The sequence below is a fragment of the Roseateles asaccharophilus genome (assembly GCF_004362405.1).
GTDB lineage: Bacteria > Pseudomonadota > Gammaproteobacteria > Burkholderiales > Burkholderiaceae_C > Kinneretia > Kinneretia asaccharophila.
This window is the reverse complement of record NZ_SNXE01000017.1, coordinates 2,833-3,079: the sequence shown is the minus strand read 5'-3', so window position 1 is coordinate 3,079 and position 247 is coordinate 2,833.

Below are 247 nucleotides of genomic sequence, written 5' to 3'. Positions count from 1 at the left end.
CCTCAATGCGATGCTGCGCGACCAGGCAGTATGGAACGCAGCCAAGCACCTTGCTTCGGGGCCAACGGCTTGACTTCGAAGACAGTTGCTAACCCATTCATCGAGGGGATGTCCAGCCGGCTGCGCCGTCTGGCCACCCCTCATGTCAAACGTTATGCAGCAGGCTAATCCCATATCCATCGCTCGCTTGGTCTCGGGCTTGCGCAGCGAGCTTGCCGAGCAAGCGGCCGCGACTGCGGCGGCGAAG